This is a genomic window from Streptomyces sp. NPDC047880 (assembly GCF_040706515.1).
GTDB lineage: Bacteria > Actinomycetota > Actinomycetes > Streptomycetales > Streptomycetaceae > Streptomyces.
Genome location: NZ_JBEZOK010000017.1, coordinates 1 through 21,770, shown reverse-complemented (window position 1 = coordinate 21,770; position 21,770 = coordinate 1). Strand labels below are relative to the sequence as shown.

Annotated in this window: 16 protein-coding genes; 8 read left to right on the top strand and 8 right to left on the bottom strand. The window is 73.2% G+C overall.

The genetic code is table 11. The features are described 5' to 3' along the window. Positions 1 to 93: 93 nt before the first annotated feature. The 8 genes from AB0937_RS24165 to AB0937_RS24130 form a co-directional block, all read right to left on the bottom strand. A complete protein-coding gene (locus tag AB0937_RS24165; RefSeq protein ID WP_366714270.1) occupies positions 94 to 1,101 on the bottom strand; it encodes a beta-ketoacyl-ACP synthase III in 1,008 nt (335 codons plus the stop codon). Beyond that, the gene (locus tag AB0937_RS24160; protein WP_030234932.1) at positions 1,098 to 2,090 is read right to left on the bottom strand and encodes a VlmB-like protein; all 993 of its coding nucleotides are present in this window, start codon (positions 2,088 to 2,090) and stop codon (positions 1,098 to 1,100) included. The genes AB0937_RS24165 and AB0937_RS24160 overlap by 4 nt, the downstream gene beginning before the upstream one ends. Continuing rightward, complete coding sequence (locus AB0937_RS24155) at positions 2,087 to 2,644, bottom strand: flavin reductase family protein (protein ID WP_366714269.1); 558 nt, start codon at positions 2,642 to 2,644, stop codon at positions 2,087 to 2,089. Before AB0937_RS24155 ends, AB0937_RS24160 begins: the two co-directional genes overlap by 4 nt. Continuing rightward, positions 2,641 to 3,249 carry a hypothetical protein gene (locus tag AB0937_RS24150; protein WP_366714268.1) on the bottom strand — a complete coding sequence of 203 codons (609 nt, stop codon included), beginning with the start codon at positions 3,247 to 3,249 and terminating at the stop codon, positions 2,641 to 2,643. The genes AB0937_RS24155 and AB0937_RS24150 overlap by 4 nt, the downstream gene beginning before the upstream one ends. 21 nt (positions 3,250 to 3,270) lie before the next feature. After that, entirely contained in the window at positions 3,271 to 3,753 is a 483-nt protein-coding gene (locus tag AB0937_RS24145) for an SRPBCC family protein (RefSeq protein ID WP_366714267.1), read from the bottom strand. A gap of 2 nt (positions 3,754 to 3,755) precedes the next feature. After that, positions 3,756 to 5,051, bottom strand: a complete 1,296-nt coding sequence (locus tag AB0937_RS24140) for an aspartate aminotransferase family protein (protein ID WP_366714266.1) — start codon at positions 5,049 to 5,051, stop codon at positions 3,756 to 3,758. A gap of 135 nt (positions 5,052 to 5,186) precedes the next feature. Continuing rightward, positions 5,187 to 6,326 carry an acyl-CoA dehydrogenase family protein gene (locus AB0937_RS24135; protein WP_366714265.1) on the bottom strand — a complete coding sequence of 380 codons (1,140 nt, stop codon included), beginning with the start codon at positions 6,324 to 6,326 and terminating at the stop codon, positions 5,187 to 5,189. Between the two features lie 45 nt (positions 6,327 to 6,371). Beyond that, positions 6,372 to 8,003: an aldehyde dehydrogenase family protein gene (locus tag AB0937_RS24130; RefSeq protein ID WP_366714264.1), complete on the bottom strand. Its 1,632-nt coding sequence runs from the start codon at positions 8,001 to 8,003 to the stop codon at positions 6,372 to 6,374. Between the two features lie 150 nt (positions 8,004 to 8,153). Here AB0937_RS24130 and AB0937_RS24125 point away from each other — a divergent pair, with 150 nt between their 5' ends. The 8 genes from AB0937_RS24125 (at position 8,154) to AB0937_RS24090 (ending at position 21,620) form a co-directional block, all read left to right on the top strand. After that, on the top strand, positions 8,154 to 8,468 hold the full coding sequence (locus AB0937_RS24125) for an acyl carrier protein (protein WP_030234905.1): 315 nt from the start codon (positions 8,154 to 8,156) through the stop codon (positions 8,466 to 8,468). Between the two features lie 11 nt (positions 8,469 to 8,479). Next, the gene (locus tag AB0937_RS24120) at positions 8,480 to 14,188 is read left to right on the top strand and encodes an SDR family NAD(P)-dependent oxidoreductase (RefSeq protein WP_366714263.1); all 5,709 of its coding nucleotides are present in this window, start codon (positions 8,480 to 8,482) and stop codon (positions 14,186 to 14,188) included. An 18-nt stretch (positions 14,189 to 14,206) separates the two neighbouring features. Further along, positions 14,207 to 15,823, top strand: coding sequence for a fatty acid--CoA ligase (locus tag AB0937_RS24115; RefSeq protein ID WP_366714262.1), 1,617 nt, complete (start codon positions 14,207 to 14,209; stop codon positions 15,821 to 15,823). A 38-nt stretch (positions 15,824 to 15,861) separates the two neighbouring features. Continuing rightward, entirely contained in the window at positions 15,862 to 16,866 is a 1,005-nt protein-coding gene (locus AB0937_RS24110; protein ID WP_366714261.1) for an LLM class flavin-dependent oxidoreductase, read from the top strand. A 53-nt stretch (positions 16,867 to 16,919) separates the two neighbouring features. Beyond that, positions 16,920 to 17,687, top strand: coding sequence for a thioesterase domain-containing protein (locus AB0937_RS24105; RefSeq protein WP_366714385.1), 768 nt, complete (start codon positions 16,920 to 16,922; stop codon positions 17,685 to 17,687). Positions 17,688 to 17,972: 285 nt separating this feature from the next. Then, positions 17,973 to 19,226, top strand: a complete 1,254-nt coding sequence (locus tag AB0937_RS24100) for a cytochrome P450 (protein WP_366714260.1) — start codon at positions 17,973 to 17,975, stop codon at positions 19,224 to 19,226. Between the two features lie 60 nt (positions 19,227 to 19,286). Beyond that, a complete protein-coding gene (locus AB0937_RS24095) occupies positions 19,287 to 20,759 on the top strand; it encodes an MFS transporter (protein WP_366714259.1) in 1,473 nt (490 codons plus the stop codon). 30 nt (positions 20,760 to 20,789) lie between these two features. After that, a complete protein-coding gene (locus AB0937_RS24090; protein WP_366714258.1) occupies positions 20,790 to 21,620 on the top strand; it encodes an alpha/beta hydrolase in 831 nt (276 codons plus the stop codon). Positions 21,621 to 21,770: the final 150 nt, after the last annotated feature.

Here is a 21,770-nt window from a genome sequence, read left to right as displayed (position 1 = left end):
GACAGTTCTCTCGAAGGCGCAAGCGCCCGTTCTCCGCTGTGTCGGACAGCGCTTGTTGGAGGGGCCGGCCCGGGCCCCGCTTGTGACGGGACGTCAGATGGTCTGCACCTCGGGCCAGACCAGCGTGGTCGCGCCCCAGGTCAGCCCGCCGCCGAACGCGGTCAGCAGCAGCCGGTGCCCGGCGGCGAGCCGTCCGTCCGCCGCGCTCTCGGCCAGCAGCAGCGGCAGTGAGGCGGCGCCGGTGTTGCCGACCCGTGCGATGTTGCTCAGCCGCCGTTCGCCGGGGATGCCGAGCCGCTCCGAGACCGCCTCCAGGATGCGGGCGTTGGCCTGGTGTGCGGCGAACCGGTCGACGTCGCACGGCCGCCAGCCGGCCCGCTCGGCCGCCTCGGTGGAGGTGGCGGTCATCCGCTCCACCGCGTGCCGGTAGGTGTCGCGGCCCACCATCCGGAAGAAGCGGTCCTCCGGTGCGGGCTCCCGGCCGGACGACCGCTGCCGCGACCCTCCGGCGGGCACCTCGATCAGATGGCTCAGCCCGCCGTCGCTGCCCAGCACGAGTGGGCCCACCGCGCCCGGCTCCCCGGGGGAGCCGGCCCGCAGCAGCACCGCGCCCGCGCCGTCCGCGAAGATCACCGCCGTGGTGCGGTCCTCGGGGTTGATGATCGTCGTGAACGCGTCCGCGGCGATCAGCAGCACCCGGTCCGTCACCCCGGCGGCGATCAGGCCCGCCGAGCTGGCCAGGCCGTACAGGAAGCCGGAGCAGACGGCGGCCACGTCGAAGGCGGGCACCTCGCCGAGTCCGAGCCGCGCCGCGACCTGCGGCGCGGTGGCCGGGCACGGCTGGTCCGGGGTGGTGGTGGCCAGCACCACCGCGCCCGCCCGCCCGTCTCCCGCCGACTTCAGCGCCCGCAGGCCTGCCTCGACCGCCAGGTCGCTGGTCGCCGTGCCCGGGGCGACCACACGGCGCCGGGCGATCCCGGTGCGCGAGCGGATCCAGTCGTCCGAGGTGTCCAGGCGCCGGGCCAGATCCTCGTTGGTGACCACGTCGGGCGGGACGTACGACCCGATCCCGCAGACCACGGCGGCCCGTCGGGTGCTCACGCGCCCGGTCCCGGACTGCTGAGGACCTCCAGGGGCAGGCCCATGTAGGCCATCCGGGCCTCGGCCATCTCGTCGGTCCACCGCTCGGCCATGTCGTAGCGCTGCTCGGGAGTGGTGTCGAGCATCCGCACGCCGGGCCAGATCTCGTAGTCGCCGATCCGGTCGGCGTGCCGGAGCATGCCCTCCTGGAACAGCTCCTCGCGGTGGATCACGAACTCCCGGTCGGGGATCTCGTCCCACAGCCGCACGCCGGCCCGCAGGATCTCCAGCAGGCGCGGACGGTACTCGGGGTGCGCCGCCACGTGGTCGCGCAGGATGGTGCTGGCCACCGTCAGATGGCGGATCTCGTCGATCGCGGTGCCGCGGGAGATCTCGCCGGTGGCCGGGGACAGGGGAGTCCACTTGCGTTCGCTCAGCTCGGCGGCCGGCGCCAGCACGCCCTCGATGACGATGGCGAACACGGCGACACCGCCGGGGAAGTCGGCCTGGTCCCGGACGATGTCGAGGGTGAAGTCGACCACCGGGTCCAGCACCCGGGCGCGGTAGTCCCGGGCCATCTCGTCGATGCTCTTCAGGAGTGTGTCGGCCGGGATGCCCAGCTCCACCAGGTGGTTGCGGAACACCCGGGCGTGCCGTGCCTCGTCGAGCAGCTGGGTGGCGTAGAACTCCATCTCGGGGATGCCGGGCGCGATCGACACGTAGTGGCCGAGCAGCCGGGTGGCCAGCTCCTCGGACAGCCCGCGCAGACCGAACTCCAGCACCAGCGCCTCGCGCAGCGGGCCCGGCTCCTTCAGGAAGTCCGGGACGATCGCGTCGTCGTGGTGGCCGGTCACGCCGCGGTCGCGCAGCGTGCCCTGGGCCACCGAGGTGATCCAGTAGGCGAGGTCGCACTCCTCGGGACCGAGGGTGAGTTCCTTCGCCCCGTCCAGCAGACCGGGCGCCTTGTCCCAGTCGGCCTCGGGGGCCACGAGTACCTTGGACTGCGTCATGACGCGGCGGCCTCCTTCGCCGGGTGCAGGGTGCCGGCGTGCAGGCGGCCGGCGTAACTCAGCAGGGGGAGCCCTTCGTCCGCCCTGGCACGCACGACGTGGCCGAGCAGCAGCTCGCTGTCGCCCGCGGCGTGGGCGGAGTGGAAGCGGCAGGTGTAGTGGGCGAGCGCGCCCGCGATGAGCGGGGCCTGCGCGTACGGGTCCGCCGTCCAGGCCAGGCCCGCGAACTGGGCGCTGCCGTCGGGGCGCCCGCTGTCGGCGAACCGGCGGGCCACCTCCGCCTGGTCGCCGCCCAGCACGTTGATCGCGAACCGGCCCTCGGCGGCGGCCCGCCGCGCGAAGGACGACCCGGCCCGCAGCACGACGCCGACGAGCAACGGCTCGCGCGAGACCAGGGTGACCGTGCTCGCGGTGGTGCCGTGCATCCGGCTCTCCGGGCCGGTGGTCAGCACCGACACAGGGGACGCCAGGTGGTAGAGCGCCCGGCGCCGTTCGGCCGGGGCCTGGCGGACGGGCCGGCGCGTGCGCGGGCCGGTCGCGGTCGCGGTGCTCATCGCAGCGCCTCCGCTTGCCTGGCCGCGGACTCTTTGGCCACGGCGGCCTGCGCCGGGGCCTCCTGCGCCGCGGCGGCGTCCGCCCGCGGCGCCGGCACCGGCTTGCGGACCGGGACGTGCCCGACCGGCACCGGGTCCGTCACATGCCCGACCGGCTTGGGGTGCGGCAGGCCCAGATCGTCCAGGAGCCGCAGGTAGCCGGGCTGGCGGACCGGCTCGAAGGGCAGCGCGAAGGACTTCATGAAGTTGCCGAACAGCCCGCGGTCGCCGAAGAGGTGGAAGGGCAGCACCAGCAGCGCCCACTCCGGCTTCACCAGCCAGCACCACAACGCGGCCACGGCGGCCTGGGTGATGAGGCTGTGCATCACGTTGTACAGGACGTAGTACGCCTTGTGGATCGGCCGCCCGCCACTGCGCCGGAACGCGATCGCGCCCGGGATGTAGCCGATCAGGTCGATGTAGAGGAAGAGAGCGATCGCCGGCAGCCAGCGGATCTCGCCGAAGTGGGCGATCATCAGGCCGGTGGTGACGGCGAAGCCCACCAGGTACTCGGCGCGGTGCAGCGAGTACGTGCGCGGTGTCTCGAACGGGTTTGCCTGGTCCATGGTCAGCAGCTCCCTGATGGGCTAGGCGCCGACCGCGGCGGGCGGGGCGAGTTCGATGCCGCCGCTGATGCGCACGGCGGGGAACAGACCGGTCAGCGCCCAGGCCACGGTCTCCTTGATGACCCGCTCGGCGATCGGGTCGAGGATGCCCTCCAGACTCGGGATGCCGAAGTCGAAGTCGGCGTCGAAGCGGACCGCGACGTCGTCGCCGTCCTGCGTCACCGACCAGGTCCCGGAGAAGGAGTCGAAGTCCCCGTCGGACTGCTCGAAGCGGATCTCGCCCTGTTCCGGCAGCACGGTGTCGTCCTCGGTCCAGCGCAGCAGGCCGCTGCGGAAGTGCAGCTCCCAGCTGGAGGAGGCGGCGGGGTCGGGGTAGGCGGCGTGCACCGTGGTCGCGTTGACGTGGGGCGCCAGGTCCGGGTACCGCTCCCAGCCTCGTACGGCGTGCAGGACCGTCTCGGCCTGCTCCCCGGGTATCAGGGCATCGAGTTCGACGTGCCTCACGATCAGTTACCGCCTTCCGGCATCTTGGCCGCGCCCCGTACGAGGTCGCGGGTGGCCAGGTCGAAGGAGTTGAGGAGGAAGTCCACGTCGGTGTCGCCGAGCACGGCGGGCGGGGTGAACCGCACCACCGAGCTGCCGTTCATCGAATGGTTGGCGACCACGCCGTGGTTGAACAGTTCGATCAGCAGCTCGCCGGCCAGCCCGGCCTCGACGAGCTCGACGCCGATCAGCAGGCCCCGGCCGCGCACGTCCACCACGAGGTCGGGGATGTTGCGGCGCGCGATCTCGGTGATCGCCGGCAGCAGCCGGGCGCCGAGGTCCAGCGCCCTGGTGACCAGGCGCTCCTCCTTCACGGCCCGGATGGCGCCCTGGACCGCGGCCATCAGCACCGGCTGGCCGGAGAACGTGGCGGTGTGGACGTAGGGGTCCTTGTCGAAGGGACGGAAGGCCTTGCGGGTGGCGACGGCCGCCGAGACCGGCATCACCCCGCCGCCGAGCGCCTTGCCGGCGAGCAGGACGTCCGGGACGACGCCCTCGATGTCGGCGCCCCACCACTCGCCGAGCCGGCCGAAGCCGGACTGCACCTCGTCGAGGATCAGGAAGCCGTCGTACTCGCGCACCAGCTCCTCGACGCGCTTGAGGTAACCCTTCGGCGGGATGATCACACCGCCCTCGCCCTGGACCGGTTCGAGGATGACGCACACCTCGCCCGGGTGGGCGGCGAGTTCGGCCTCCAGGGCGTCGGCGTCCCCGAAGGGCAGGTGCAGGAAGTCGGGCACCAGCGGGCGGAACGGCCGCTGGTAGACCTCCTTGGCGGTTGCCGACAGCGCGCCGAGGGTCTTGCCGTGGTAGCCGCCGCGCATGGAGACCGTGCGCTTGAAACCGCCCGCCCGGGCCAGCTTCAGGCCGGTCTCCACCGCCTCCGCCCCCGACAGCGCGAAGTGCACCCGGTCCAGACCGGGCGGCAGCACCGAGACCAGTGCCTCGGCCGCGCGGGCCACGGTGGGCTCCAGCAGGATGCGGGTCGCGGTGGGGTGGGTGCGCAGCTGGCGCTCCACCTCCTCCATCACGATCGGGTGGCGGGCGCCCATCACGAACACGCCGTAGCCGCCGGCGTTGAGGAAACGCTCACCGTCGCTGGTGGTGAGCCAGGCGCCCTCGGACGCCACCTCCATGTGGCTGCCGAACAGCTCGGCGAGCGTGGCCCGGCCCTTGCTCAGATGCGCGCGGTACAGGCCGAGGACCTCTGCCTCGGCCTCGGCGGACGAAGCCGCCGGGGATTCCTGGATGACGGTCACGTGTGGCTCACTCCAAGGGGTCGTGGGGTCGTGCGGACAGGACCGGGACCGTGCCGCGGCCGGGGTCCTGTCCGGCCGCGGCAGTGGTGCCGTGACCGGGTTCTCACCGGCCGGCGAACCGTCCCGGCCGCGGCCCTAGGCGAGGACGAGCTCGCCGCCGTCGAACCAGCGCAGCAGCGGCTCGGCGGCGGCGGCGCGCGACGGCGGGTGGAAGGCGAGAGCCCGCAGCGCCGCCGCGGCCTGTGCCGGAACGGAGCCGCGGATGAAGTCCAGGCCGCCCAGCAGCTCCAGGGCGCGGGAGGCGATGTCGGGCAGGGCGTTCTGCACGGCGTACCGGGCCACCAGTACGCGGGCCACCGACTCCTCGTCACCGGGCTCCGGGCCGGTCGCCCGCGCGACGCCCTCCAGCAGCGCGACCGCGGTCTCCATGTCCACGGCGAGGGAGGCCCGCTCCGCCACGCTGCCGCGCTCGCGCTCCAGCACCTGCTCGACCAGCGCCAGCGCACCGCCCGCGTACCCGGCGGAGATCAGCAACTCGAACCAGACGAACCCGGCCGACTGGAGGTCGTCGAGGCGGTGCGGGTCGTCGGCGCCGGCCCGCACGACCATGCCGGCCGGCACGAACACGTCCTCCAGCCGCACCTCTTCGCTCTCCGCGCCCGCCAGCAGGTCGTTACCCCAGTACGGGTGCACGGTCAGGCCGGGCGCGTCGGCCGGCACCAGGGCGAGCGCCAGCTCCGGCTCGCCGTCGTCGCCGTGGATGGCGACGCTCGCCGTGAGCAGGCTCATCGAACGGGACAGGCTGCACGGCTTCTTGGCGCCGGTGAGCAGGAACCCGTCGCGCACCGGGCGGGCGGTCACGGCCGGCTTGAGGATGTTCTGCGCCGTCCGGCCCTCGGCCCAGCCGGACGCCATCACCTGCTGGTCGGGCACGATCCGGCGCAGCAGGGCCGTCTGCTCGTCGGTCAGCCGGCCCTTCTTCACGGCCAGCGAGTACAGCATCGCGATGGTGAAGTGGTGCATCGACACGGCCGCCACCAGCGACGGGGACACGGCGCCCAGGGCCAGCTGGACCCGCAGCGCGTCCAAGGCGTCGGCGCCGTGGCCGCCGTACTCCTCGGGGATCAGCAGACCGACCCCGCCGTGGATGCGGAACAGGTCGATCACCGGGCTGCCGCGCCGCTCGCGGTCGGTGTACGGGATCTGGTCCAGCTCCTTGAGCAGACCGGGGTGGAAGCGCTCGCAGACGGAGCGGGCGAGGTCGAGGGAACGCAACGGAAGCCTCCAGCGGAAACGGCGGGGTTCAGGGACGGAGGGCGGTCAGGCGCCGAACACCGCGTCGTACGGGCTGACGCCGCGGGCGATGCTGACGCCCTGCACGTGGGAGGTCTTGAGCATCGGGTAGTTGGCCTCGCCGAAGGCGCCGCCGGTGCGGCCGGTGCCGCCGTGGCTGGGCAGGTAGGGCAGGAAGCCGATGTGGGAGTCGTTGACCTTCAGCAGGCCGCCGTTGACGACCCGCCGCACGAAGGTCTCGATGACGTGGTCGGAACGCGACCACAGGGAGTTGCGCAGCCCGTAGTCGTTGCTGTTGACGAAGCGCAGGAACGCCTCCAGGAGGGCGTCGTCGTCCTCCCGCTCGGGGACCACGATCGGCACCAGCGGGAAGAACGTCTCCTCGCGCACCACGTCGTAGGTGCGTGCCCGGTCCAGGCCGTCCACGCGCACCACCGTCGGCTGGAGGAAGACCCCCGTCTCCGAGGGCGTGCCGTCCAGTTCGGTGCGGTGGCCGCCGGTGACCAGCTCGGCGCCGTTGTCCAGCGCCTGCCGCAGCAGCCGGAAGAACCGCTCGCTGCGCCGCACCGGCGACAGCAGCACGTCCTCCTCCTCGGGCAGGCCCGGCCGGATGCCCTTGACCTGCTCCTTCACCTCGGCGATCAGGCTGTCCGCGACGTCCGGGTGCACCAGCACGTAGTTGGGCACCATGCAGATCTGGCCGGAGCCGTAGAAGGCCTCGGTGATGGCCTCGGCCGCCCACGTGACGTCGGCGTCCTTCCACACCACGATGCCGTCGTTGCCCGCCAGTTCGAGGATCGGCTTCTTGCCGTGCGCCACGCACTGCTGCTCGAAGCGCAGGCCCTCCTGGCTGCCGCCGATGTAGAAGATGTCGTTGATCAGCGGGTCCGCGATCCAGCGGTCCATGGTCTGCTTGGGGTTGCTGCACACCGCGTTGAGCACTCCGGCCGGCGCGTCCATCTCCTCCAGCAGCGGCGCCACCACGTCCCGCAGCAGCCACATGGTGCTCAGCGCGATGCTGCGCGGCGCCCGCACCACCACCGCGTTGCCGGCCATCAGCGCCAGCACGCACAGGGCGGCGCTCGGCAGGGGTGCGTTCTGCGGCGGGTTGAAGGCCACCACACCGTCGGGCTGGCGGTGCAGCACCAGCGTGCGGCCGGCGTACTCCTTCTCCACCCGCATCTGCTTGGTGTACCAGCGCAGGGAGCCCGGGGAGTAGATCTGCAGCAGGCAGCTCAGCTCCCAGCGGGCCAGCTTGACCGGGTGGGATTCGGCGACCAGCATGCGCAGGAACTCGTCCTGGTGCTTGATGAGTTCCTCGCGGAACCGGGTGCCCAGCCGCATCCGCCGCTCCAGCGGCACGGCCGCCCAGTCGGGTGCGGCGGCGGCCGCGGCCTGCGTGGCCAGGTCGATGGACGCGTCGTCCGCGACCGCGCAGCGCCCGACGACGTACGGGTGCCTGGCCGCCTCCGACTCCGGGTCCTGTTCCAGGGCGCGCTTCAGGCTCACGCTGGTGAACACGTCTTCCAGCAGGGACCGGCCGCTGACGGTGTACACCCACCCGTCACCCGCGACGTCCTTGCCCGCGATGTAGAGGTCGTAGCTCTTGATATCGGAAGGTGCCTCGGCACTCTCCTCCTGCGCGGCTTCGCGAAGCATCTTCAGCCTTTCACCTTTGGCGAGCGGATTTTTCGAAGCAGTGCGAGCGTGGCAGCGGAATCTGACCCGGCGCTGACAGGGGGCTGATTCAGCCAAGCCGGCCCCGCCGTCCGTCAGTGGGGCGTCAGCCTGCGCTGCTTGCATGACCGCATGCCACCCGTCGACAGCACTGTTCAGCGCCTGCGTGATCTGCCGCGCGCCGAACTCGCCGAAGAAATCGAGTCGATCGTCCTGAAGAAATTCAGGGCGGTTCTCCTCATGGACGAATCCGAGGACCTCCCGCTCGACATCAGCTATTTCGATCTCGGACTCACCTCACTGCGGCTGACCGAGATACGGCAGAGCCTGGAGCGGCTCCTTGATCTCTCCATCAACGTCAACGTGCTCTTCAACGAGCCGACGGTCGCCCATCTGGTGGACCACCTGACCCAGGCCGTCCAGGACAGTTCCTCTCAGGAAAGCTAAGGAGTCCCTCCATGCCGCGTGCGGAATCCCAGCAGCCGCCCGAGCCGGTCGCGATCGTCGGAATCGGTCTGCGATTCCCCGGCGGCAGCACCTCGCCCGACGAGTTCGACGCCTTCCTGCGGGAGGGGCGCAGCGGGATCGGCCCGATCCCGCAGGACCGGTGGGACGTGGCCGCGTTCACCCCCGAGACCCCCGAGGACAAGGGGAAGATCCACACCACCGCGGGGGGCTTCCTCGACCGCGTGGACCTCTTCGACGCCGCCTTCTTCAACATCTCCCCGAAGGAGGCCCGGTACATGGACCCCCAGCAGCGCCTGCTGCTGGAGACCGCCTGGCAGGCCCTGGAGCACGCCAACATCGACCCGGCACCGCTGCGCCGCGGCAACGGCGGCGTCTACGTCGGCGCCAGCTCCATCGACTACGCGCTTGAGCTCGAGTCCCTGCCGTACGAGGAGATGGACGGCCACCTGGCCTCCGGCATCACGATGTTCCCGCTGTCGGGCCGGCTGTCGTACTTCCTGGGCTGGCGCGGACCCAGCATGAGCGTCGACACCGCCTGCTCGTCCTCCCTGGTCGCACTGCACCTTGCGGTGCAGGCCCTGCGCTCCGGCGAGACCGACATCGCGCTGTGCGGCGGCGTCAACGCCCTGCACCACCCGCGCATCCCGGTGATGTTCTCCAACGCGCAGATGCTCGCCCCGGACGGGCAGTGCAAGACCTTCGACGAGTCGGCCGACGGCTACGCGCGCGCCGAGGGCTGCGGCGTCCTGGTCCTCAAGCTGCTCTCCGACGCCGAGCGTGACGGCGACCGGGTGCTTGCCCTGGTGCGCGGCACCGCCGTCGGCCAGGACGGCGACAGCGCCGGACTGACCGTGCCCAACGGCCCCGCCCAGGAGAAGGTGATCCGCGCCGCGCTGGCCACGGCCCGCCTCGCCCCCGAGGACATCCAGTACGTGGAGGCGCACGGCACCGGCACCCCGCTCGGCGACCCGATCGAGTTCGGCGCCATCGGGGACGTGTTCGCCGAGTCGCACACTGCCGACGACCCCGTGCTCACCGCGTCGGTGAAGACCAACCTGGGCCACATGGAGCCGGCCTCCGGCATCGTCGGCGTCATCAAGACGGTGCTGCAGTTGCGCTCCGGCACCATCTACCCGCACCTGAACCTCACCACCCCGTCCGGGCGCATCCCCTGGGACCTCTACCCGCTGCGCGTGCCGACCGCCTGCGAGCCATGGCGGGCCGAGGTGCGCCGCGCGGTCGTGAACAGCTTCGGCTTCGCCGGCACCATCGGCGCGGTGGTCCTGGAGCAGGCACCGGAGGCGAGCCCCGCGCCGCAGTCCTCCGGCACGCCCGCCGCCCCGCTGTTCACCCTCTCCGCCAAGAGCTCCGCCGCCCTGCGCGAGCAGGCCGGGAACCACCGGCGGCTGCTCGACGAGCGGCCCGACCTCCCCCTCGACGCCCTCTGCCACACCGCCAACGTCGCCCGCACCCACCACCCCTACCGTGTCGCCGCCCCGGTCGCCGACCGCGCCGCCCTGGCCCGGCTCCTGGACCGGGCGGCCGGCCAGGACCACGAGGGCCCCAGCGGCATCCGCAAGACGGCCTTCATGTTCACCGGCCAGGGCTCCCAGTACGCCGGCATGGGCGCCGCCCTCTACGAGGCCCTCCCGGAATTCCGCTCCCACGTCGACACGTGCGACCGGCTGTTCGCGGAGCACCTGGACCGCTCCGTGCGCGACCTGCTGCTCGGCACCGCCGAGGACCCCGGGGCGATCGACCGCACCGAGTACACCCAGCCCGCCCTGTTCACCCTCGAGTACGCCCTCGCCCGGCAGTGGATGGCCTGGGGCGTGCGGCCCAACGTGCTCGTCGGGCACAGCATCGGCGAGGTCGTCGCCGCCGCGGTCGCCGGCCTGTTCAGCCTCCCCGACGCCGTGCGGCTGGTCGCCGCGCGGGCCCGGCTGATGCAGGCGGTGCGCGCCGAGGGCGGCATGGCCGCGGTCGCCTCCCCCGCCGAGGACGTCGAGCCGCTCCTGGAGAGCCGCCCCGACCTCGCCCTGGCCGCGGTCAACGCCCCCGACCAGTGCGTCGTCTCCGGCGCCCTCCCCGCCCTGGACGAGGTCTGCGGCATCCTCAAGGAGCGCGGCGTGCGCGTCGACCGGCTCGCGGTCTCGCACGCCTTCCACTCCCCGCAGATGGCCGAGGTCTACGACGACTTCCGTGCCGCACTCGACGGCATCGAGTTCCACGAGCCGGCCATCAGCCTGATCTCCAACGTGACCGGACGGCTCGCCCGGTTCCGCGACATCGCCACCCCCGACTACTGGGTGCGGCACATCGGCGAACCCGTGCGTTTCCTGGACGGCATCCGCGCGGTGGCCCGGCGCGGCCGGCACGCCATGATCGAGATCGGCCCGCAGGCCGCGCTGACCGCGCTCGCCCGGCGCGGCGTCGCCGCCGAGGACCACCTGTGGCTGGCCAGCCTGCGCCGCCGGGACCGGACGGCCACCACCACCCTGACCGCACTCGCCGAGTACTACGCCGCCGGACTCACCGTCTCCTGGCCCGGCTACCACGCCGGGCACGCCGTGCCGGCCAAGGCGGACCTGCCCACCTACGCCTTCCAGCGCAAGCGCTACTGGCTGCCGGCCGCCGGACCCCGCCGCGCCGCCGCGGGCGGCACCGCCCGCCACCCGCTGCTCGGCACCGAGGAGCGCTTCGCCTCGGGGGTACGGGAATTCACCGCGGAGTTCACCGCCGAGGACCTCGGCCCGCTAGCCGACCTCGCCGACGGCGGACGCACCGCCCTGCCCGCCGGCGCCTACGTCGACCTGCTGTTCGCGGTCCAGGACGCGGTCCGGGGCCACGCCCGGTCCGCCGTCCGCGACCTCCGGCTGCTCGCGCCGCTCGACGTTCCCGCCGAGACCAGGACCGCCCTGACCACCCGCTGGCGGCCGCTGCCGGGCGGGGGCGCCGAGGTGGCGGTGTTCACGGTCGTCGGCGGGGAGGAGGACGTGCACGCCACCGCGGTGATCGCCGCCGAACCCGAACCGGTGGTCCCCGTCTCCGAACTGGCCGAACTGGACGCGGGTCTCGCCCCCGCCGGAACGCAGATCGACGACGAGGACATCTACACCGACCTCGCCTCCGTCGGCCGCCCGCACGGCCCCCGGATGCGGCTGCTGCTGCGCGCCGCCCGGCACGCCGACGGCCTGGTCACCGGGGAGCTGACCGGCCGGAACGCCTCCGCCGTCGAACACGTGCCGGCGGAGCTCGTGGAGGCCGCCGTCCAGGCGTGCGTCGTCCTCGACCCCGAGGGCCCGGTGTTCGTGCCGCGCGGCGTCGCCTCGGTCCGCCACTTCCGCAAGCCTCGCGGCGAGGAGCTGCGCGTCCTCGCCCGGGTGCACGGCGACCAGGACCGCCGCACCGCCGACGTGCTGCTCCTGGAGAACGGCGACCCGGTCGCCGAACTGCTCGGCGTCCGGCTGGCCCGCCCCGAGGGCAGCACCGGCCGCCGCCGGTTCCTGCACCGCCCCGAATGGGTCCGCCGCGCCCTGCCCGCACCGCAGACCACCGCCCCCGCCCGGCACGTCGTGCTGCTCGACCCGTCGCCCGCCCGCGCCGCCGACCTCGCCGGACGGCCCGGCGTGAAGGTCACCCGGGGCGCCGGCCTCACCGAACTCAAGGCCGCCCTGGAGGACCCCACCGTCACCGACGTCTGCCGCGTCTGGCGGCAGCTCCCGCAGGCCATGTCCGCCGACCGGCTGCGCGCCGAATGCGAGGAGAACTACCGCGAACTCCTCGCCCTGGTCACCGCGCTGGACGCCACGGGCACCCCCCGGCCGCCCCGCCTGTGGCTGGTGACCGAGGGGGCCCAGTGGCTGCCCGGCGACCCGGCCGGCGACGGCGGACACCTGGCCGCCGCCACGCTCTGGGGCTTCGGCCGGGTGCTGCTCACCGAGTACCCCCAGTACCGGGCCACCCTGGTCGACATCGCCCCCGGCAGCGGCCTGACCCCGCTGCTGGAGGAGTGGCACGCCGAACCGCCCGGCGAGTACCAGGTCGCCCACCGTCCGGGCCGCCGCTACGTCCGCCGGCTCCTCTCCGGCGACGCCCCGCTCACCTGGTCCGGCGGCTTCGAACTGCGCGCCCCCGACTCGGGCGACCTGTCCGACCTCGCGCTGGTCGCCGCCACGGACGTGCCCCCGGGGGCCGACGAGGTCCAGATCCGCGTCCGGTCGGTCGGCCTGACCGCCGGCGACGCCCGCACCGCCCTGGACACCGGCCGCGCGGAGCGCGAGGAACTGCTCGGCGCGGAGGAGGAACCCCCGCCGCTGCTCGGCACCGCGGCCACCGGCACGGTCCTCGCCGCGGCCGAGGGGACCGGGTTCGCGCCGGGCGACGACGTCCTCGTACGCCACGACGGCACGTTCCGCTCCACGCTCACCGTCCCCGCGGCGGCCGTGGTGCACGCCCCCTCCGCCGAAGAGGACGACGGCGCCCGGCACTTCCGCCTCGACGAGACCGGCGAGGCGCTGCGGACGGCCCTGGCGGACCCGTCGGGACAGTCCTGGGTGACCCTCCCGGACGCCCCCGAGACCGAACCCGCCGCCCCCGCCGAGGAGGTTCCGGCCGCCCTGCGCCCGGACCGCACCTACCTCGTCACCGGCGGCCTGGGCGGCCTCGGCCTGGTCACCGCCCGGAAGCTGATCGCCCTCGGCGCCCGCCACCTGACGCTGGTCAGCCGCAGCGGACGGCCCACCGAGGAGGCCGCCCCCGTCCTCGCCGACCTCGCCGAGCACGCCGAACTCGACCTGGTCCGGGCGGACATCGGCCGCGCCGAGGACGTGCGGCGGCTGGTGCGGCACCTCGCGGCCGGCCCGCACCCGGTGGGCGGGATCGTGCACGCCGCAGGCGCCTACGACAAGAAACTCATCGCGGAGCTGACCTGGGAGGCCATCGACGCCCAGCTGGAGGCCAAGGCGTACGGCGGCTGGCTGCTGCACGAGGCTGCCCAGTCCTCCTTCCCGGAGCTGGACTTCTTCGTCACCTACTCCTCGATCGCCTCGGTCCTCGGCGGCGCCACTCAGGGCCACTACGCCGCGGCCAGCGCCGCCCTCGACGCCCTCGCCGAGTGGCGCGGCCGGCAGGGCGTGCCCGGCCTGTCGGTGAACTGGGGCGCCTGGGCACGGGTCGGCATGTCGGCCCGACTGGAGGAGCACCTCAGCCAGGAGATCGAACGCAGCGGCGTGCGCTTCTTCTCCCCGACCCGCGCCCTGGACACCCTGGCCAGGCTCTGGGGACGCCCCCGTACCCAGCGGGTGGTCGGCGAGTTCGACTGGGACCGATACGTCGCGGGCAGCGTCACCGGCGACCTGTTCTACGACCGGCTCGCCCGCAACGCCTCCGACGACGACACCGGCCTCGACCTCACCGCGCTCGCCGCCCTCCCACCGGCCGAGCGGACCGCCGCCGTGACCGGGGTCGTCCGCGAGAAGGTCGCCGCCGTCCTGCACCTGGAGGAGGGCGACGAACTGAACCCGAACACCGAGTTCGTCTCCCTGGGCCTGGACTCGCTGATGGCCCAGCAGGTCAAGGCCGCCCTGGAGCAGGCGTTCCGGCTGCCCCTGCCGGCCTCGCTCACCCACGACCACCCGACCGTGCGGCAGCTGGCCCAGTTCCTCTGCGGGCAGCTCGAGCCGGTGCCGGCCGCCTGACGCACACAAGGACGGATCATGACTGACACACCCAGCGGCATACCGAGGGAGCGCTGGACGCTCACCCACTCCTCACGGGCCCACGCCGGCAGCCGGCCGGACCACCCGGCCATCATCTGCGAGGGCCGCGTCACCACCTACGACAAGCTGCACCGCGACAGCAGCCGTGCCGCGCACGCCCTGCGCGCCGGCGGCGTGCGGCGCGGCGACCGGGTCGCCTACCTGGGGCGCGAGTCGGAGAACTACTACGTGGTGATGATCGCCTGCGCCAAGGCGGGCGCGGTCCTGGTGCCGGTCAACTGGCGGCTCACCCCGACCGAGGTGGACCACATCCTGCGCGACTCCGGCGCCGCCCTGATCTTCGTCGACGACGAGTTCTGGGACACCGTCGCCGCGGTGCGCCACCAACTGCCCGGTCTGCGGCGGGTGATTCGCGTCGACGGCACCGACGCCGACGGCGAACCCGCCCGCGGCGCGGGCCTGCCCGCCTGGGCCGCCGACCAGCCCGACTCCGAGCCGGTGCCGGGCACCGGCCCCGACGACGCCGTGGTGCAGATCTACACCAGCGGCACCACCGGACTGCCCAAGGGCGCCGTCCTCGCCCACCGCAGCTTCTTCACCCTGCCGCACGCGATGCGCGAGCACGGCGTCGCCTGGATCGACTGGCTGCCCGACGACGTCAGCCTCATCTCGCTGCCGGGTTTCGGCGTCGCGGGCATCGGCTGGTTCCTGCACACCTTCAACGCGGGCGGCACCAACGTGATCATGCCGCAGTTCGACCCGCAGGAAGCGGTCCGGCTGATCCGCACCCACAAGGTCACCACCACCTTCGCGGCCCCCGCCATGCTCCAGATGATGGCCGCCGAACGCGGCGCGGGACCGGAGGCGTTCACCTCCCTGCGCAAGATCGCCTACGGTGCGGCGCCCATGTCCGAGACCCTGCTCAAGCAGTGCCTGGAGACCTACGGCTGCGAGTTCGCGCAGATCTACGCCAGTACCGAGACCGGCAGTGTGGCGGTGTGCCTGCCGCCCGAAGCGCACCACCCGGGCAGCCCGGTGCTGGACTCGGTCGGCAGGCCGTGCCCCGGCAACGAGGTCAAGGTGATCGGCCCCGACGGCGACTCCCTCCCGCCCGGGGAGATCGGCCAGATCTGCGTGCGCGCCCCGTCCCGGATGCTCGGCTACTGGAACCTGCCCGAGGCCACCGCGCGCACCCTGGTGGGGGAGTGGCTGCACATGGGGGACGCCGGCTACCTCGACGAGGACGGCTACCTCCACCTGTGCGACCGCATCAACGACACGATCATCGTCGCCGGGCAGAACATCTACCCGGCCGAGGTCGAGAAGGCGCTCGTCGCGCACCCGGCCGTGGCCGACGCAGCCGTCGTCGGCCTGCCCGACGAGCACTGGGGCGAGAGCGTGCACGCGGTCGTCGTCCTGCGCCCCGGCGCCGAGGCGCACCCGCGCGAACTGCTGCTCTCCCTGCGCGGCCGGCTCGCCGACTACAAGATCCCCACCGCCTACCACTTCACCGGCTCCCTGCCCCGCAACCCCTCCGGCAAGATCCTGCGCCGCGCGGTGCGGGAGCGGCTGACGGCACCGGCCCGGGACCCGCTGGCCGGCACGGTCGTATGACACCGCGTCAGCCACCACGGACAGAAAGGTCGTCGCCCATGAACGGGCCCCTGCACGTCGGCATCCTGCTGCCCACCCGGGAACAGGCCATCAACGGCACCTACGCGGCGGCCCCCCTGCTGGGCTTCGCCCGGCAGGCCGAGACACTGGGATTCGACTCCCTCTGGGCGGGCGACTCGCTCACCGCCCGCCCCCGCCTGGACCCGCTCGTCGTCCTGGCCGCCGCTGCCGCCGCCACCGAGCGGATCACCGTCGGCACCGCCGCCCTGACCCCGGCCCTGCGCCACCCGCTGATCGGCGCCAACATGGTCGCGAGCCTCAGCCACGTGGCCGCGGGCCGGCTGGTCCTCGGGCTCGGCTCCGGCTTCCCCATGCCCGAGACGGAGGAGGAGTTCGCCTCGGTCGGCGCCAGCTTTCACGGCCGCGTCGGACGCCTCGACGAGATCACCGCCCTGTGGCGCACGGCCTGGCGCGCCGGACAGGAGGGCGAACCGGCCGACTTCCAGGGCAGGTACTGGCAGGCCGACCACCTCGACCGGCTGCCCTCCCCGGCCACCGCCGGCGGCCCACCGCTGTGGCTGGCCGGCAGCGACACCCCCAAGGTGCTCGCCCGCGCCGCCACCCGCTACGACGGCTGGCTGCCGTTCCTGCCCGACCCCGACGCCTACGGCCGGGCCCGCCGCCGGATCGCCGAGCTCGCCGAGGAGGCCGGCCGCCCCGCCGGCGCGGTCACCCCCGCCCTGTACGCGACGATCACGGTGAACCGCGACGAGCGGGCGGCCGAGGCCGAACTGGAGCACTACATCAGCCACTACTACGGCCGTTCCCTCGACCAGATGCGCACCATCCAGGCCTACGCCTGGGGCAGCGCCGAGAAGTGTGCCGAATGGCTCGGCGGCTACGTCCGGGCCGGCGCCCGCCACCTGGTCCTGAGGATCGGATCGCTCGACCCGGAACCGCAGTTGAAGGAGATCGCCGAGGTGCTGCTGCCCGCGGTACGCGCCCTCGGCCCGTCCACCACCGTGGGGAGTACACAGTCGTGACCAGTACCACCAACGCAACGGACCCCGGCGCCACCGTCACCGCCGGCAGCCGGATGTCCCGCGCGGGCCAGTGGTTCCACCCGGTGGAGCCCTCGCCCGACGCCTCGATCCGGTTGTTCCTGCTCCCGCACGCGGGCAGCGGCGCCATCATCTACCGGGACTGGGAGAGCCTGCTGCCGCCCGACATCGCCCCGCAGGCGGTGACCCTGCCGGGCCGTCACAACCGCCGGGAGGAGCCGACGTACGAGGAGTTCTGGCCGCTGCTCGAAGCGCTGCACGAAGCCGTGCTCGACGACCTGGACGACCGGCCGTTCGCGTTCTTCGGGCACTGCCTCGGCGCCCAGCTGGCGTTCCGGCTGGCCATCCGCATGGAGGAAGAGGGCGGCCCGGCGCCCGTCATGGTCGGCATGTCCGGCTGGTCGCCCGTGGGCTTCTTCCAGCCCACCGAGGAGCAGAGCCGGATGCCCGAGCCCGAGCTCGTCGAGTGGATCAAGAAGCTGGGCTCCTTCCCGGCCGAGATCTACGACAACCCCGAGATGCTCGCCCTCGTGGTCCCCGCGCTCCGCGCCGACCTCAGGGTCGCCGCCCAGTACGTCGACGACGGCGCCAAGGTCGCCTGCCCGCTCGCCTCCTACGGCGGGCGCTCCGACCCCCTGCAGGAGGAACCGGACGCCATGACCCACTGGGCCGGACGCACCCCCTCCTACCTCGGCCACAACGAGTACTCCGGCGGCCACTTCTACATCGACACGCACGCCCAGGCCGTCACCGCCCACTTCGCGCACCGCCTGCAGCGGATCGCCGCCCACCACGCGCGCTAGCGCCGCGACCGGAGAGGCCGACCGGCCGGCCTTCCCGGCCACAGCACCAGCGCGGCACCGGGAAGGCGCCCCGCTCCGGCGCCTTCCCGGTCCGGGACCACATCCCCAGCACCGGCCCCACACGAGTTCCCCGGGTTCCACAGCCCGGCCGGCCCTCGTGTCAGCGCCGTGTCAGCGGACTGCGCGACAGTGGCGCACGACCGTCCGCGGCGTTGGACGGGACACCACCCATGTCCCCACCGCCCCGGCGTCAGCGCGTCCGAGTCCGACCACGGAGGAGAGCCGGTGCCCGTAATCCACCTGCCTGCCCCCTCACCCCTGGAGGCCGACGTGTCGCTCGCGGACCACACCGATGTCCTGGACTGGCCCTTCGCCCGCACCGAGGACGGAGACCCCCCGCCCATCCTGGCGGAACTGCGCAACGCGCCCCCCTGCGTGGTGCGCCTCCCGGCGGGAGCCGCCGAGTCCCGCCTGGCCTGGCTGGTGACCCGGTACGCCGACGTACGGCAGGCGCTGGGCGATCCCCGCCTCAGCGCCGACGAACGGCTGCCCGGCGCACCGGTGCGCATCCAGGTCCCGCCCGGCGGGAACCCGAGTTCCTTCCTGCGCCTGGACGACCCCGAGCACGCCCGGCTCCGCCGCATGATCCAGACCGAGTTCACCGCGCGCCGGGTGAAGCGGCTGCGCGAACCGGTCCAGCGGCTGGTGGACGAACTGCTGGACGAACTGGAGGAACTGCCCCGCCCGGCCGACCTGCACGCGGTGTTCTCCCGCGCGCTGCCGACCCTCGTCATCGCACGGCTGCTGGGCGTTCCGGAGGAGGACTCCGCGTTCTTCATCGAGAAGACCCGCGTCACCATCTCCCAGGAGGACCCGGCGGTCTCCCTGGCCGCCTTCGAGGAGATGTCCGAGTACCTGGCCAAACTGGCGCTGCGCAAGCTGGAGAGCCCTGGCGACGACCTGATCAGCCGCCTCGCCGTCAACCACCACGCGAAGGGCGACATCACCCTGGACGAGCTGGTCGGCATCGCCCGGCTGGTCCTGGTGGCCGGACACGAGACCACCACCAACCAGATCGCCCTGAACATCCTGGCGCTGCTGCGCGACGACGACCTGCGGGCGCGGGTGACCGCCGACGACGGCGCGCTCATACCGAACTTCATCGAGGAGTCGATGCGCTACTGGTCGATCTCCCAGGACGCGATGGTCCGGCTGGCGGTGGAGGACCTCGAACTCGGCGGTGTGGCCGTCTCCAAGGGCGACGCCGTCGTCATCTCCGTGCCCGCCGGCAACCACGACGAGTCGGTCTTCGCCTGCCCGCACCGGATCGACCCGCACCGCGACACCAGCGGCCACTTGCAGTGGGGCTTCGGGCCGCACTACTGCCAGGGGGCCCCGCTGGCGCGGCTGGAGATGGAGCTGTCGCTGCGCTCCCTGCTGCGGCGCTTCCCGAACCTGCGGCTGGCGGCCGACCCGCGCACGGTCTTCCGCCGCGGCACCGTCTTCCACGGGGTGACACACCTTCCCGTGACCTGGTGACCGGCCACGGTACCGGCACCACCGGCCAACCACCCGAAATGATCGAGAAACGGAGTCGTCATGACTTCTGAGACAAGCACGGAAGTCGTCGTCGAGGGGCGTGCGCCGACGCCCCCCGGCGGCGCACCGGCCGCCGCCCCCTCGGCCGGTGCCCTCCTGGTGGTGCTCGTGGGCACATTCATCACGGTGCTGGACTTCTTCATCGCCAACGTGGCCGTCCCCGCCATCAAGGCCGACCTGGGCGCCGGCGCCGCCCAGGCCCAGATGTTCGTCGTGGGCTACGGCGTCGCCTTCACCGCGGGACTGATCACCGGCGGCAGGCTCGGCGACCTCTTCGGCCGCCGGCGGATGTTCACGCTCGGCATGGTGCTGTTCATGCTGGCCTCGGCCGCGTGCAGCCTGGCGCCCACGGCGACCGTCCTGGTCGTCGCCCGCATCGCCCAGGGCGCCGCCGCCGCGCTGATGGTGCCGCAGGTGCTCGGCATCATCGGCACGGTGTACACGGGCGCCGCCCGCGACCGCGCCTTCAACGCCTACGGCCTGGTCATCGGAATCGCCGGCGTCTTCGGCCAGTTCATCGGCGGTGCCCTGATCACGGTCGACGTCGCGGGACTGAGCTGGCGGACCATCTTCCTGATCAACGTCCCGCTGTGCCTGGTCTCCCTGGCCTTCGTCGGCCGCACGATCCCCGAGTCGCGCGGTGAGGGCGGCACCCGGCTGGACCTCGTGGGTGCCCTGCTGGTCACGGCGTCCCTGGGCATCATCGTCTTCGCGCTGCTGGAGGGCCAGGAGAGCGGCTGGCCGCTGTGGGTGTGGGAGGCGATGGCCGGTGCGGCCGTCCTGCTGGCGGTGACCGTCTGGCACCTGCGCCGGCGGGCGGCGGCCGACCGGGGCCCGCTGATCGAACCCGCACTGTTCAAGGGCCGGGTGTTCTCGGTGGGGCTGACCGCGACGGTGGTCTACTTCCTCGCGATGGGCTCCTTCTTCTTCGTGCTGGCCCTCTACCTGCAGCTGGGCCGGGGCCTGTCGCCCCTGGAGTCCGGATCCGTCTTCCTGGCCCTGGGCGCGGGCTACTTCGGCGCCTCGATGGTGTCGGCGCGCAAGGCCGCCTCGGTCACCGCCCGCAGGGTGGCCGTCGGCCCGCTGACCCTCGCGATCGGCTACACGGCGGTCGCCCTGACCGCCGAGCGCCTCGACACGACGGGACACGTGCTGTGGCTGCTGCCCGCTCTCCTCGTCGCCGGGCTCGGCATGGGCCTGACGACCGGCCCGCTGACCAACCTGGTGCTGGGCGCGGCCGTGCCCGAGCACGCGGCCTCCGCGTCCGGACTGCTGAACACCGCCCAGGAGGGCGGCGCGGCCGTCGGCGTGGCGATCGCCGGCGCGGTCTTCTTCCCCACGCTGGCCGACGGCGGCGGCTCGGCGGGCGCCTACCCCCACGCGTTCGCCGTCACGCTCGTCCCGCTCATCGCCCTGGGACTCCTGGCCTCCGCCCTGGTCCTGGCGGCGCCGGGCCGCACCGCACGGCGCTGAGGGGCCCCACCACCAAGGAAGGCAGACGTCATGCCGTACGTCACCACCCGGGACGGGACCCGGCTCCACTGCACCGACTGGGGCGAAGGACGTCCCGTGGTGCTGCTCAGCGCCGCCATGGCGGACTCGCGGATGTGGGAGTTCCAGGCGCCGTTCCTGGCCGGTCAGGGGCTGCGCTGCGTCACCTACGACCGGCGCGGCGCCGGACGCTCGGACGTCCCCTGGAGCGGCTACGACTACGACACCCTCGCCTCGGACCTCGCCGACCTGCTCGACCACCTCGACCTGCGGGACGTCCTGCTGGTCGGCTACGCGGCGGGCGGCGGTGAGGCCGTGCGCTACCTGTCCCGGTACGGCGCCGCGCGGGTGGGAAAGCTGGCGCTGGTCGCCTCGACCACGCCGTTCCTGATGCGCGCCCCGGACAACGCGGACGGCCTGGAGATGGCGCTGTTCGAGGAGATCGAGAAGGCCATCCGGACCGACCGGGCCGCCTGGCTGAGATCACTGACCTGGCCGTTCTTCGCCGGCCCCGAGGCGGATCCGGCGAGCACGCCGCTCTCGCCCCGACTGGCCGAGTGGCTGATGGACCTGGCCATGGACACCTCGCCGCGGGCCGCCACGGAGATCTACCGCACGATGTTCACCACCGACCAGCGAGCGGAGACGGCGGCCGTCCGGGTGCCCACCCTGGTCGTCCACGGCACCGCCGACCTCGGGGCGCCGTATCCGCTGTGCGGTCCCCGCACCGCGGAGCTCGTTCCCGGCAGCACCCTGCTGACCTACGAGGGCGCGGCCCACGGCCTGTTCGCCACCCACGCCGACCGTCTGAACACGGACCTGCTGGCCTTCGCCAAGCAGTGACCGCGAGGGCGGCGCTTCCCGCGTGGCCGCCGCCCGGCCCCCGGGCCGGGCGGCATGTCCCAGATCGCGATGCCCGGGTTGGTCAGCCCCAGCACCGCCACCTTCACGTCCCGCCCGTGCGGCGTGCGCAACCGGTGCATGCTGTACGGC

Excerpts from the sequence above, each read along its gene's own strand:
- AB0937_RS24160 (WP_030234932.1), bottom strand. The coding sequence starts at position 2,090 with ATGACGCAGTCCAAGGTACTCGTGGCCCCCGAGGCCGACTGGGACAAG.
- AB0937_RS24155 (WP_366714269.1), bottom strand. The coding sequence starts at position 2,644 with ATGAGCACCGCGACCGCGACCGGCCCGCGCACGCGCCGGCCCGTCCGC.
- AB0937_RS24150 (WP_366714268.1), bottom strand. The coding sequence starts at position 3,249 with ATGGACCAGGCAAACCCGTTCGAGACACCGCGCACGTACTCGCTGCAC.
- AB0937_RS24130 (WP_366714264.1), bottom strand. The coding sequence starts at position 8,003 with ATGCTTCGCGAAGCCGCGCAGGAGGAGAGTGCCGAGGCACCTTCCGAT.
- AB0937_RS24125 (WP_030234905.1), top strand. The coding sequence starts at position 8,154 with ATGCCACCCGTCGACAGCACTGTTCAGCGCCTGCGTGATCTGCCGCGC.
- AB0937_RS24120 (WP_366714263.1), top strand. The coding sequence starts at position 8,480 with ATGCCGCGTGCGGAATCCCAGCAGCCGCCCGAGCCGGTCGCGATCGTC.
- AB0937_RS24115 (WP_366714262.1), top strand. The coding sequence starts at position 14,207 with ATGACTGACACACCCAGCGGCATACCGAGGGAGCGCTGGACGCTCACC.
- AB0937_RS24110 (WP_366714261.1), top strand. The coding sequence starts at position 15,862 with ATGAACGGGCCCCTGCACGTCGGCATCCTGCTGCCCACCCGGGAACAG.
- AB0937_RS24105 (WP_366714385.1), top strand. The coding sequence starts at position 16,920 with ATGTCCCGCGCGGGCCAGTGGTTCCACCCGGTGGAGCCCTCGCCCGAC.
- AB0937_RS24095 (WP_366714259.1), top strand. The coding sequence starts at position 19,287 with ATGACTTCTGAGACAAGCACGGAAGTCGTCGTCGAGGGGCGTGCGCCG.
- AB0937_RS24090 (WP_366714258.1), top strand. The coding sequence starts at position 20,790 with ATGCCGTACGTCACCACCCGGGACGGGACCCGGCTCCACTGCACCGAC.